The organism is Streptomyces africanus (assembly GCF_002150735.1).
Lineage (GTDB): Bacteria > Actinomycetota > Actinomycetes > Streptomycetales > Streptomycetaceae > Streptomyces > Streptomyces africanus.
This window is the reverse complement of record NZ_MUKA01000358.1, coordinates 15,487-27,194: the sequence shown is the minus strand read 5'-3', so window position 1 is coordinate 27,194 and position 11,708 is coordinate 15,487. Positions and strand designations below refer to the sequence as shown.

At 70.7% G+C, this 11,708-nt stretch carries 11 protein-coding genes; 5 read left to right on the top strand and 6 right to left on the bottom strand.

Features of this window, described 5'->3' with window-relative positions:
• Positions 1-108: 108 nt before the first annotated feature.
• From CCL05_RS35760 to CCL05_RS35750, 3 genes are all read right to left on the bottom strand, one after another.
• Complete coding sequence (locus tag CCL05_RS35760; RefSeq protein ID WP_086564807.1) at positions 109-1,482, bottom strand: sensor histidine kinase; 1,374 nt, start codon at positions 1,480-1,482, stop codon at positions 109-111.
• Complete coding sequence (locus CCL05_RS35755) at positions 1,483-2,205, bottom strand: response regulator transcription factor (protein ID WP_086564806.1); 723 nt, start codon at positions 2,203-2,205, stop codon at positions 1,483-1,485.
• Positions 2,206-2,312: 107 nt separating this feature from the next.
• A complete protein-coding gene (locus CCL05_RS35750; protein WP_086564805.1) occupies positions 2,313-3,383 on the bottom strand; it encodes an LLM class flavin-dependent oxidoreductase in 1,071 nt (356 codons plus the stop codon).
• 86 nt (positions 3,384-3,469) lie between these two features.
• On the opposite strand from CCL05_RS35750, the gene CCL05_RS35745 reads away from it, so the two are divergent.
• Positions 3,470-3,805, top strand: a complete 336-nt coding sequence (locus tag CCL05_RS35745; protein ID WP_086564804.1) for a YnfA family protein — start codon at positions 3,470-3,472, stop codon at positions 3,803-3,805.
• Between the two features lie 21 nt (positions 3,806-3,826).
• Here the strand turns inward: CCL05_RS35745 and CCL05_RS35740 are convergent, their stop codons facing one another.
• Complete coding sequence (locus tag CCL05_RS35740; protein WP_086564803.1) at positions 3,827-4,261, bottom strand: ester cyclase; 435 nt, start codon at positions 4,259-4,261, stop codon at positions 3,827-3,829.
• A 132-nt stretch (positions 4,262-4,393) separates the two neighbouring features.
• On the opposite strand from CCL05_RS35740, the gene CCL05_RS35735 reads away from it, so the two are divergent.
• Positions 4,394-5,170 (top strand): SDR family NAD(P)-dependent oxidoreductase, encoded by a 777-nt coding sequence (locus CCL05_RS35735; RefSeq protein WP_086564802.1) that lies wholly within the window; start codon positions 4,394-4,396, stop codon positions 5,168-5,170.
• 19 nt (positions 5,171-5,189) lie between these two features.
• Here the strand turns inward: CCL05_RS35735 and CCL05_RS35730 are convergent, their stop codons facing one another.
• Positions 5,190-6,383, bottom strand: a complete 1,194-nt coding sequence (locus CCL05_RS35730; RefSeq protein ID WP_086564801.1) for an RtcB family protein — start codon at positions 6,381-6,383, stop codon at positions 5,190-5,192.
• A 171-nt stretch (positions 6,384-6,554) separates the two neighbouring features.
• On the opposite strand from CCL05_RS35730, the gene CCL05_RS35725 reads away from it, so the two are divergent.
• The 3 genes from CCL05_RS35725 (at position 6,555) to CCL05_RS35715 (ending at position 9,788) form a co-directional block, all read left to right on the top strand.
• Positions 6,555-7,373 carry a hypothetical protein gene (locus CCL05_RS35725; protein ID WP_086564800.1) on the top strand — a complete coding sequence of 273 codons (819 nt, stop codon included), beginning with the start codon at positions 6,555-6,557 and terminating at the stop codon, positions 7,371-7,373.
• A 119-nt stretch (positions 7,374-7,492) separates the two neighbouring features.
• Positions 7,493-8,410, top strand: a complete 918-nt coding sequence (locus CCL05_RS35720; RefSeq protein ID WP_086564799.1) for a DUF3558 family protein — start codon at positions 7,493-7,495, stop codon at positions 8,408-8,410.
• Between the two features lie 115 nt (positions 8,411-8,525).
• Positions 8,526-9,788, top strand: a complete 1,263-nt coding sequence (locus tag CCL05_RS35715; protein ID WP_167409678.1) for a DUF2637 domain-containing protein — start codon at positions 8,526-8,528, stop codon at positions 9,786-9,788.
• Between the two features lie 59 nt (positions 9,789-9,847).
• Here CCL05_RS35715 and lysS read toward each other — a convergent pair whose 3' ends face one another.
• A complete protein-coding gene (lysS, locus tag CCL05_RS35710) occupies positions 9,848-11,593 on the bottom strand; it encodes a lysine--tRNA ligase (RefSeq protein ID WP_086564797.1) in 1,746 nt (581 codons plus the stop codon).
• Positions 11,594-11,708: the final 115 nt, after the last annotated feature.

The following is an 11,708-nucleotide window of genomic DNA, read 5'->3' as shown; positions in this document are numbered from 1 at the left end:
CCGCGCACGGATCCTCGTGGCGGTAGCCGAGGTGGTCCGGGCCTTGCGGGGAAAGAAGTGACGTCCGTGGCCCGAGCCCGACGGCCGCGCCTTACGCGCAGGTGGGCATCAGCCGAGCCCGCCGCCCACCGTGAAGCCGATCACCGTCCCGCCCCCGTCCCGGCGGAACGCGAACGGCGCTCCCCCGTGGGCGAGTGCCACCTCGCGGACGATGGACAGGCCCAGGCCCGAGCCCGGCAGGGAGCGGGCGTCTGCGGCGCGGTAGAAGCGGTCGAGGACCTCGACGCGGATCGTGCCCGGCCGGGCGGGCCCGGCGACGACGATCTCGATGGGGGCCGTGCCGCCCTGGTCGAACTTCACCGCGTTCTCGACGAGGTTGGACAGCGCCCGCGTCAGCATCCCGGGCCGCCCGTCGGTGGTGGTGTCGCCGCACGCGCGGAGCAGGATCCGCCGGCCGCTGCGACGCCGGGCGAGACCCGCCACCTCCTCCGCGATGTCGGCGACGTCCACCCGCTGCGGCGGCTCCGTGTCAGACTGCCCGGCCGCGAGATCGACGAGCTCGTTGACCAGGTCGGTCAGCTCGCGGGCCTCCTGGCCCAGATCGGCGACCAGTTCCTCGCGGGCCCCGGGCGGGAGTTCGTCGATCCGGCGGAGCAGGGAGATGTTCGTCCGCAGGGAGGTCAGCGGCGTACGGAGCTCATGGCCCGCGTCCTGGACCAGGCGGCGCTGGTCCTCCTCGGACTGCGCGAGCCGCCCCAGCATGCGGTCGAAGGCCCGGCCCAGCCGGCCCACCTCGTCGTGCCCGGCGACGGGCACGACGATGCCGAGCCGGCGCGTGCGGGCGACGTCCTCGGCGGCGTCGGTCAGGACGACCAGGCGGCGGGTGATCCGCCGGGCCAGCCACCAGCCGAACAGTCCGGCGGCGATCACCACGGCGGCCATCAGCAGCAGCGTCCGCCGCTGCAGCGCCCGCAGCAGGTCCTCGACGTCGCTGAACTCCTGCGCGACCTGCACCGCGCCCCGGCCGCCGCCGAGGGAGACGGTCGCGACGCGGTAGACGTCGTTGCCCACGTCGACGTCCTTGTGCTCGGCGACCCGCCCGGACGTCGCGGCCCCGGCGATGCGCACGTCGGCGCCGGTGACCGGCAGTCCCGGGCTGCCCGGGTCGGCGACATGGCCGTCCGGGCCGAGCACCTGCACATCGGTGCGGGCGGGCCGGACGAGGTCGTGGCCCGGCGCGGCGGACGAGAAGTCGCCGGGCGTCATGTGGTTCTGCCGCACCTCGTCCCGCAGGTCCTGCACGACCTCGTCGAACACGGTCTGCTGGTCCACCCGCACCAGCCGGGCCGCCGCGCTGTACGACAGGATGCCGACCAGGATCGTCACGGCCGCCGTCACCGCCGCGAACGACACGGCGAACGTGGTGCGCAGCGAGACCAGCTTCAGCCGCCGCCCGCTGAAGCGCCGGCGGAGGCGGCCCACTCAGTCCTCCCGCAGCACGTAACCCACGCCACGCACCGTGTGGATCAGCTGCGGCGCGTCCGGCTCGTCGAGCTTGCGCCGCAGATAGCCGACGTAGACGGCGAGGTTCTTCGAGCCGGGGCCGAAGTCGTAGCCCCAGATACGGTCGTAGATCGTCGAGTGGTCGAGGACGATGCCCGCGTTGCGGACCAGCAGCTCCAGCAGCTCGAACTCGGTGCGGGTCAGCTCCAGCTCGCGCTCGCCCCGCCAGACCCGGCGCGCCTGCGGGTCCATGCGGATGCCGGCCGCCTCGATGAACCGCTCGGGGACCGGCCGGGGCGGCGCCTCGGCCGCGGGTGCGCCGACGACGCTCACCGGGCTGGTGCGGCGCAGCAGGGCGCGCAGCCGGGCGAAGACCTCCTCCACGTCGAAGGGCTTCACCACGTAGTCGTCGGCGCCCGCGTCCAGGCCGGCGATCCGGTCGGCGGTCTCCACGAGCGCGGTCAGCATCAGGATCGGCGTCCGGTCGCCCTCGGCGCGCAGCACACGGCACACCTGGAGCCCGTCGATGCCGGGCATCATCACGTCCAGGACGAGGACGTCCGGACGGTTGCGGTGGGCCTGCGCCAGTGCCTCGACACCGTCGGCGACCGCCATGACCTGGTAACCCTCCAGGGTCAGGGCGCGCTCCAGGGCGTTGCGGATGGCGCGGTCGTCTTCGGCGAGCAGCACTGTGTGGGACACGCGTCCAGTGTGCCCCGCCGCCTGGCCCGCGGGAGGGGATGAGCTGCGCCGGAGCGTCCTTCTTACTGCCCTCTCACCAGGGGTCACGCAACCACGGGCGGCTTTTTTCAGGCCCCGGCGAGCCGTGCCGCGTGCGTCGGCGCGTCCGGCACGTCCGCCGGGCGGCCCACGGCGAACTCCTTGCGCAGCACCGGTACGACCTCCTCGCCCAGCAGGTCGATCTGCTCCAGCACGGTCTTCAGCGGCAGCCCGGCGTGGTCGACCAGGAACAGCTGGCGCTGGTAGTCGCCGGCGTACTCGCGGAACGCCAGCGTCTTCTCGATCACCTGCTGCGGGGAGCCGACGGTCAGCGGCGTCTGCGCCATGAAGTCCTCCAGCGACGGCCCGTGCCCGTACACCGGCGCGACGTCGAAGTACGGCCGGAACTCACGCACGGCGTCCTGCGCGTTCCGCCGCATGAACACATGCCCGCCGAGCCCGACGATCGCCTGCTCGGGCGTGCCGTGCCCGTGGTGCGCGTACCGCGTCCGGTACAGCTCGACCATGCGCCGGGTGTGCTCGGCCGGCCAGAAGATGTTGTTGTGGAAGAAGCCGTCGCCGTAGTACGCGGCCTGCTCGGCGATCTCCGGCGAGCGGATCGACCCGTGCCAGACGAACGGCGGTACGCCGTCCAGCGGACGGGGTGTGGCCGTGAAGCCCTGCAGCGGCGTACGGAACGTCCCCTCCCAGTCGACGGCCTCCTCGCGCCACAGCCGGTGGAGGAGGGCGTAGTTCTCGATCGCGAGCGGGATGCCCTGCCGGATGTCCTGCCCGAACCAGGGGTAGACGGGGGCGGTGTTGCCGCGGCCCAGCATCAGATCCACCCGGCCGTCGGCCAGGTGCTGGAGCATCGCGAAGTCCTCGGCGATCTTCACCGGGTCGTTGGTGGTGATGAGGGTGGTGGCGGTGGAGAGGATCAGCCGCTCGGTGCGGGCGGCGATGTGACCGAGCATGGTGGTCGGGGACGACGGCACGAACGGCGGGTTGTGGTGCTCGCCGGTGGCGAAGACGTCGAGCCCGGCCTCCTCGGCCTTCAGCGCGATGGCGACCATGGCCTTGATGCGCTCGCGTTCGGTCGGCGTCCGGCCGGTGGTCGGGTCGGGCGTGACATCGCCGACACTGAAGATCCCGAACTGCATGGTCGCTCACCCTCCAGGTTGTTTACCCTTCAACCGTACCGTCGGGTGCGGGAAGGAGCAGCACCCCGGCATGCGAGGCTGCCCGCATGCACATCCTGCGTTCCGCCGGCCTCTTCGTCCTCGCCGCCCTGCTGGAGATCGGCGGCGCGTGGCTGGTCTGGCAGGGCGTGCGCGAGAGCAGAGGCTGGCTGTGGGCGGCCGGCGGCGTCCTCGCGCTCGGCGCGTACGGCTTCGTCGCGACGTTCCAGCCCGACGCCCACTTCGGCCGCGTCCTCGCCGCGTACGGCGGGATCTTCGTCGCCGGTTCGATCCTGTGGGGCGTGGTCGCGGACGGCTACCGCCCGGACCGCTGGGACATCACGGGCGCACTCGTCTGCCTCGCGGGCATGGCGGTGATCATGTACGCCCCGCGGGGAAACTGACCGGCGTCCCGGGCCGGAGACTCAGAACGGCTCGTCGGGCAGCAGCCCCAGCTGCCCCAGGAAGTCCATCTCGTCGAAATACAGGCGGTAGTCCACGATCCGGCCGTCCCTCACGGTGGCGATGTCCACCCCGCGGATCCTGATCTCCTTCTGCGTCGGGGGCAGCGTCTCGCCGTTGGGCAGCTCCAGGGGCCCGGTGTTCCGCCCGCTGAAGATCCCCTCGTCGATGGCCGTGTCACCGACCTCGTAGGCGTGCAGCGACCGGAACGTCGCCTCGGGGACCGCCTCCGTCATCGTCCGCCAGTACTCGACGATGCTGTCCCGCCCGCGCAGTTCACCCTCGTCGGGGGTGAAGGCGACCGCGTCCTCGGCGTACAGCTCGCCGATGACCTTCAGGTCGGCGTGCGTGGTGACCGCGTCGGTGAGCCGGTCCATGACCTCACGTGCCTCGCCCATGATCCACCTCCGGGAAATGTCAGGGGATCACCCGCCCTCATTCTCCCACCGCCGGTCCCGCCTATCCTGGCCGGAAGCCCTGAGGCCGACGCCGGCCCGCCCGTCATCGCACACCACGACCGAGGAGCCCCCATGGCCACCGCCGCCCCGTCCGCAGCCTCCCGCATCGCCGTCGTCACCGGTGCGAGCAGCGGAATCGGTGCCGCCACGGCCCGGCAGCTCGCCGCCGCGGGCTACCGCGTCGTCCTCACCGCCCGCCGCAAGGACCGCATCGAGGCGCTGGCGGAGGAGATCACCAAGGCGGGCCACCAGGCCACGGCGTACGCCCTCGACGTCACCGACCGCGCGGCGGTCGACGAGTTCGCCACGGCCTTCAAGACGATCGGCGTACTGGTCAACAACGCGGGCGGCGCGCTCGGCGCCGACCCGGTCGCGACCGGCGACCCGGCCGACTGGCGCCAGATGTACGAGACGAACGTCATCGGCACGCTCAACCTCACCCAGGCCCTGCTGCCCCAGCTGATCGCGAGCGGCGACGGCACGGTCGTGGTCGTCTCCTCCACCGCCGGCCACGGCACCTACGAGGGCGGCGCGGGCTACGTCGCCGCCAAGCACGGCGCGCACGTCCTCGCCGAGACGCTGCGCCTGGAGATCGTCGGCCGGCCGGTCCGCGTCATCGAGATCGCCCCCGGCATGGTCAAGACGGACGAGTTCGCCCTCACCCGCTTCTCCGGCGACAAGGAGAAGGCCGAGAAGGTCTACGAGGGCGTCGCCGAGCCCCTCACGGCCGACGACGTCGCCGACACCATCACCTGGGCGGTCACCCGCCCCAGCCACGTCAACGTCGACCTCCTCGTCCTGCGCCCCCGCGCCCAGGCCTCCAACACGAAGGTCCACCGGGACCTGTGATGCCGGCCGCCGAGACCGGTCAGCCCTTCACGCACACCACCTGCTTCAGCTTCGCCACGACCTCCACCAGGTCCCGCTGCTGGTCGATGACCTGCTCGATCGGCTTGTAGGCACCCGGGATCTCGTCCACGACGCCGGAGTCCTTGCGGCACTCCACGCCCCGCGTCTGCTCCTCCAGGTCCCTCGTCGAGAAGCGCCGCTTGGCCGCGTTGCGGCTCATGCGCCGGCCCGCGCCGTGCGAGGCGGAGTTGAAGGACTTGGCGTTGCCGAGTCCCTTCACGATGTACGAACCCGTGCCCATCGAGCCGGGGATGATCCCGTAGTCGCCGGAGCCGGCCCGGATCGCGCCCTTGCGGGTCACGAGCAGGTCCATCCCGTCGTAGCGCTCCTCGGCCACGTAGTTGTGGTGCGCGCTGATCTCCGGCTCGAAGACCGGCTTCGCCTTCTTGAACTCCTTGCGGATCACGTCCTTCAGGAGCGCCATCATGATCGAGCGGTTGTACTTCGCGTACTCCTGCGCCCAGAACAGGTCGTTGCGGTACGCCGCCATCTGCGGGGTGTCCGCGACGAAGACCGCGAGGTCGCGGTCGACCAGCCCCTGGTTGTGCGGGAGCTTCTGGGCCACGCCGATGTGGTGCTCGGCCAGTTCCTTGCCGATGTTGCGAGAACCGGAGTGGAGCATCAACCAGACAGAATCGGCCGTATCCGTGCAAACTTCAACGAAGTGGTTGCCGCCGCCGAGCGTTCCCATCTGCTTCGTAGCACGCTCCTGACGGAATTTGACCGCCTCGGCCACCCCGTCGAACCGCCCCCAGAAGTCCTCCCACCCGGCGGTGGCCAACCCGTGGAACCGCCCCGGGTCGACGGGATCGTCATGCATCCCCCGCCCCACCGGAATCACCTGCTCGATCCTCGACCGCAGCCGCGACAGGTCCCCCGGCAGGTCGTTCGCCGTCAGGGACGTCTTCACCGCCGACATTCCGCAGCCGATGTCGACACCCACCGCAGCCGGGCACACCGCGCCCTTCATGGCGATGACCGAGCCGACCGTCGCACCCTTGCCGTAGTGCACGTCGGGCATGACGGCCAGGCCCTTGATCCACGGCAGCGTGGCGACGTTCCGGAGCTGCTGGAGTGCGGAGCCCTCGACCGTGGCGGGGTCGGTCCACATCCGGATCGGTACTTTCGCACCAGGTATCTCTACATACGACATAGCGCCCTCAATCCCCCGTATACGAACAGAAGTCCTCAACAGCAAATACCGGAGCCAAGGTCGACGAAAGGGAATCCGGACCGGCGTCCACGGCAGTGCGTGCGATACACATTGTGTTCATCGGCTGCCCCGAGGCGGCAAGCCAATATCCGCGTCGAGAGGAGCCACCACGTGCAACGGAAGGCGTACGCACCCGGTATCGCCGCGCTCCTCGCGGTCCTGCTGGCCGGCTGCACCGGCGGCTCCGGCGAGGGCGGCCCGACGGACGACTCCAATCCGGGCGACACGGGCACGGCCTCGGCCGCCGCCGAGCCGGGCAAGTACCGCACGCTGCCCGAGCCCTGCGGCGCCGTGAGCGAAGGCTCACTCGACGAACTCCTGCCCGGTATCCGGCAGATCACCGACGAGGAGCAGCGCGAGAAGGCGTACGAGGGCGAGGCCACGGTCACGTACGACACCGACCGCAAGGTCGGCTGCCAGTGGAAGGTCGACGCACCGCAGGCCACCGATCATCTGCTCGTCGACTTCGAACGGGTCGTCTCCTACGACAACGCGGTCAGCGACGACAGCCAGGCCGAGCAGCTCTTCGCGGAGAAGGAGGCGGCGGCCCACCTGCCCGAGCCGACCGCCACCGAGTCGGCGCCCCCGGGCAGCACGCCGAGCGGCTCCCCGTCACCGTCCGGCACCTCCTCGCCCTCGCCCTCGGCGTCCGCCTCCGCCTCCGCCTCCCCCTCCGTCACCCCGACCGACCTGCAGCCGCGCGTCCTGGAGGAGGTCGGCGACGAGGCCTTCCTCGACGACGAGCTGAGCAGCTCCGGTTCGACGGCCAAGCAGCGGACGGTGACTGTGGCATTCCGCACGTCCAACGTCATCGTGACCATCGAGTACGCCGAGCAGCCGGCCACCGTCGGCGTCGTCCCGGACAGCAAGGAAATGCAGGACAGGGCCCTGAAACTGGCCTCGCAGCTGGCCGATTCGCTGAGCGACTGAGGCCCCTTCACTCCCCCTTCACGCGCACCCGCAAAGCACCCGAAGGAAGAACACACCGCTGCCTCACCGCGTACCGTGACCACTCGGACCCGTTCCGACCCGCAGGAACCACGAGCGTCATGAGTGAAGGAACCATGCAGCGACGAGCACAGCGAGACCAGCGTGAACAGCGAGCGAAGCGAGTCAACCGCGTCCTTGTCTGCGCGGCCGCCGTCCCCGTGATGCTGGTCGCCGCCGGCTGCTCCTCGGACTCCGGCTCCGGCGACAGCACGGACAAGGCCGCGAAGGCCGCCGCATCGGCGTCCGCGAGCCCGTCCCCGACCGTGGAGGCGGCGGCGTACGGCAAGCTCCCGGAGCCCTGCAAGACGCTGTCGAAGAAGACGCTGAAGGACCTCGTCCCGAAGAGCAAGTCCGGCAAGGAGGGCAAGTCGGACGACATCTCGACCCGCGGCAACTGCTCCTGGAACAGCCTCGACAACAACGGCGTCAAGGGCTCGCAGTTCCGCTGGCTGAACGTGTCGATGCTGCGCTTCGAGTCGGACGTCACCCGCGGCCCGGCCGACAAGCTGGCCCAGGAGTACTTCGAGAAGCAGGTCCAGGACGCCCAGGCCGTGGCGGGTGCCAAGAGCACCAAGTCGGAGCCGGTGCCCGGGACGGGCGACGAGGCGACGGCCGTGCGCTACGAACTGAAGAAGAAGGAAGGCACCTTCAGGCAGCAGACGGTCGTGGCACGCGTCGAGAACGTCGTCGTCACCCTGGACTACAACGGCGCGGGCCTGGCCGGCGACAAGAGCCCGAGCGCGGACGACCTGATGAAGGACGCGAAGAAGGCCGCCAAGGAGGCGGTGGCGGCGGTGTCCGACGCGAACGGCACGGGCGGCGGCAAGGCGAGCGGCGCCCCCTCCAAGACGCCCTCCAAGGCCCCGTCGAAGCCGGCGTCCAAGTCGCCGTCGAAGTCGGCCTCCCCGGACGCGTCCGGGGAGCCCGCGAAGGACGCCTCGACGTCGCCGTCGAAGAAGCCCGCGTCGAAGAGCTGAACAGCACAGACCGGAACCGGCCACCCGTCCTCCGCACACATGTGCCACCCTGTTGCGCGCAACGACACGCAAGGGGAGGGGAGTACGGGTGGCCGCGCCACTACAGCTGACTCGGATGCACCGCGTTCTCATCGGTGTGGTCGTGGCCGGCGCCGTGATCATCGCCGGCATCGGCTTCGCCGGTTCGTACGCGGCGGTCCGCGAGTTGGCCCTGAAAAAGGGCTTCGGGAACTTCTCCTACGTCTTCCCGATCGGTATCGACGCGGGCATCTGCGTCCTGCTGGCCCTGGACCTGCTCCTCACCTGGATCAGGATCCCCTTCCCGCTGCTGCGCCAGACGGCGTGGCTCCTGACAGCGGCGACGATCGCCTTCAACGGCGCGGCGGCTTGGCCGGATCCGCTCGGTGTCGGCATGCACGCGGTGATCCCGATCCTGTTCGTGGTCGCGGTGGAGGCGGCCCGTCACGCGATCGGCCGGATCGCCGACATCACGGCGGACAAGCACATGGAGGGCGTCCGCCTCACGCGCTGGCTGCTCTCCCCCGTCCCGACGTTCCTGCTGTGGCGCCGCATGAAGCTCTGGGAGCTCCGCTCCTACGACCAGGTCATCAAGCTGGAGCAGGAACGTCTCGTCTACCAGGCCCGGCTGCGTTCCCGCTTCGGCCGGGCGTGGCGCAGGAAGGCCCCGGTTGAGTCGCTGATGCCGCTGCGGCTGGCCCGTTACGGCGTTCCCCTGGCGGAAACGGCCCCGGCGGGTCTGGCAGCGGCGGGCATAGAGCCTGCCTTGATCCCTCCGCCGCCGCAGCCGGAGCTGGACACGGGCACAGCTGCGGGCAGTCGTGCCGCTGGGGCGGCGCCCGTCCCTCGGAGAGCGGCACGCCCCGGCGAGCAGCGGCTGGAGCTCGACGGCAACCCTGTCGCAGAGCACCTGGACCGCGAACCGGAACCAGATCAGAGCCCCTGGTTCAACACCCCCCGCGCGGTCGAATACCAGGGCGGCTACGACCCGAACTACGATCCCGCGGAGCAGTACGCCCAGTGGATCGCGGAACAGCAAGAGGCCGAGCAGTACCAGACCCAGTACGAGCAGGAACCCGCCCCGGAGGACACCGGCAGCTTCCCCATCCCGGTGGGCCCGAACCGCACCCGGGAACTGGGCGACGGCGGCGGCTCGCCCCCGGCCCCCGAGCCGGACGAGGAGGCGTACTACCAGGTGTTCCGCCAGTCGATAGACGGCAGCTACCCCACCCCCCGCGCTCTGGGTGACAACATCCAGGCCACCTACGGCACGACGCTCAGCCCCGGTGAGCTGAAGTCCCTCGTGGAGCGCTTCCAGAAGCGCCACTCGGCGCAACTGGAAGAGGACCACATCGCCTGACCCGCCGGCACTGAGAAGGGGCCCCCGGAGACAACCGGGGGCCCCTTCTCAGTGCCTGTTCACTCCCCGAGCAGGGCCCGGACCCGCTCCTGCCCCACCGCGAGCAGCAGCGTCGGCAGCCGCGGCCCCGTGTCCCGCCCGACCAGCAGGTGGTACAGCAGGGCGAAGAAGGACCGCTGCGCGGTCTTGATCTCGGGCGGCAGCTCCTTCGGCGTGGCGTCGGCCGGGAATCCGGCCTGCACCTTCGGCACGCCGTACACGAGGTGCGTCAGACCGTCGAGCGACCAGTGGTCGGCCAGTCCGTCGAGCAGCAGCCGCAGCGACTCCCGCCCCTGCTCGTCGAGCGACTTCAGCAGCTCCGCGTCGGGCTCGTCGCGCACGATCGTGCGCTGTTCGGCCGGCACGTGCGTGTTGATCCAGGCCTCGGCCTTGTCGTACCGCGGCCGCGCCTCGTCGAGGGAGGTCAGCGGCTGCTCCGGGTCGAGCTCGCTCAGGATCCGCAGCGCCTGGTCCGCGTGCCCGGCGGTGATGTCCGCGACGGACGCCAGCGTCCGGTACGGCAGCGGCCGGGGCGTGCGCGGCAGCTCGCCGGCGGCCGTGCGCACCGCACGCGAGTGCGCGGCGACGTCGGCCGGCAGGGCGCTGCCGTCGGCGACCTTGGCGTCGAGCCGGTCCCACTCGTCGTAGAGCCGCTGGATCTCCTGGTCGAAGGCGACCTTGAAGGACTGGTTGGGCCTGCGGCGGGCGTACAGCCAGCGCAGGAGCTGCGGCTCCATGATCTTCAGGGCGTCGGCGGGGGTGGGCACGCCGCCCCGTGAGGAGGACATCTTGGCCATGCCGCTGATGCCCACGAACGCGTACATCGGCCCGATCGGCTGCTTGCCGCCGAAGATCCCGACGATCTGCCCGCCGACCTGGAAGGAGGATCCCGGGGAGGAGTGGTCGACGCCGGAGGGCTCGAACACGACGCCCTCGTACGCCCACCGCATCGGCCAGTCGACCTTCCAGACCAGCTTGCCGCGGTTGAACTCGCTGAGCCGGACCGTCTCGGAGAAGCCGCACGCGGTGCAGGCGTACGTCAGCTCGGTGGAGTCGTCGTCGTAGGACGTGACGGTGGTGAGGTCCTTCTCGCAGTTGCCGCAGTACGGCTTGTACGGGAAGTACCCGGCGGAGCCGGAGCTGCCGTCGTCCTCGGCGGCCGCGCCGGAGCCCTCGGCGGCCTCCAGCTCGGCCTCGTCGACCGGCTTCTGCCCCTGCTGCTTCTTGGCCGGGGCCTTCTTCGTGCGGTACTGGTCGAGGATCGCGTCGATGTCGCCGCGGTGCCTCATGGCGTGCAGGATCTGCTCGCGGTACACGCCGGAGGTGTACTGCGCGGTCTGGCTGATCCCGTCGAACTCCACGCCCAGCTCGGCCAGCGACTCGATCATCGCGGCCTTGAAGTGCTCGGCCCAGTTGGGGTGGGAGGAGCCCTTCGGGGCCGGGACGGAGGTCAGCGGCTTGCCGATGTGCTCGGCCCACGACTCGTCGACGCCCGCGATCCCCGCCGGCACCTTGCGGTACCGGTCGTAGTCGTCCCAGGAGATCAGGTGCCGCACCTGGTGTCCCCGGCGGCGGATCTCGTCGGCGACGAGGTGCGGGGTCATGACCTCGCGGAGGTTCCCGAGGTGGATGGGGCCGGACGGCGAGAGGCCGGACGCGACGACGACGGGTTTGCCCGGGGCCCGACGCTCCGACTCCTCGATGACCTCATCCGCGAAACGGGAGACCCAGTCGGTGGTCTCGGTGCTCTGAGCCACGATCGGCACGTCCTTCTTTCTGAACGGGTGAGGCTCCATTGTCACAGACCCGCGTGCGGCCGGGAAAACGGCTTTACCCCCCGTGGGATACTGGCGGGGTCTATCCATTCCCACGAGGAGAACG